The following is a 458-nucleotide window of genomic DNA, read 5'->3' on the forward strand; positions in this document are numbered from 1 at the left end:
CTGTCTGTACGATCCCGTCGGCAAGGTGCTGATCTCGGGCGACCAGGTGTTGCCGCGGATCAGCCCGAATGTTTCGCTCGGCGTGACCGAGCCTGCGGCCGATCCGCTGGGCGAATGGTTCGACTCGATCGCGCGGTTGAAGGCATTGCCCGACGATGTGCTGGTGCTGCCGGGACATGGCGATCCATTCACCGGCTTGCACGCGCGGCTCGATGCGATGGACCGCGAACATCGCGAGCGGCTCGACGAACTGGAAGTGTTTCTGGCCGAACCGCGCCGCGCGATCGACTGTTTCGGGCGGCTGTTCCGGCGCGCGATCGGGCCCGACATGCTCGGCATGGCGACGGGCGAAGCGCTGGCGCATGTCCGGCGGCTGGAGGTCGAAGGGCGCGCGGTGAAGACGATCGAGGACGGCGTGTGGTGGTATCGCGCGGTTTGACGGGGTAGCTTGGCGAAGT

The 458-nt window shown here is 66.8% G+C and carries 1 protein-coding gene; it reads left to right on the forward strand.

Features of this window, described 5'->3' with window-relative positions; all coding sequences use genetic code 11:
• Positions 1-439 (forward strand): MBL fold metallo-hydrolase (locus AACY52_RS31010; RefSeq protein WP_339561495.1); only part of this gene is annotated, 439 nt, incomplete at its 5' end.
• Positions 440-458: the final 19 nt, after the last annotated feature.

The sequence above is a fragment of the Pseudomonas sp. EA_65y_Pfl1_P113 genome, assembly GCF_963970525.1.
Classification (GTDB): domain Bacteria; phylum Pseudomonadota; class Gammaproteobacteria; order Pseudomonadales; family Pseudomonadaceae; genus Aquipseudomonas; species Aquipseudomonas tritici.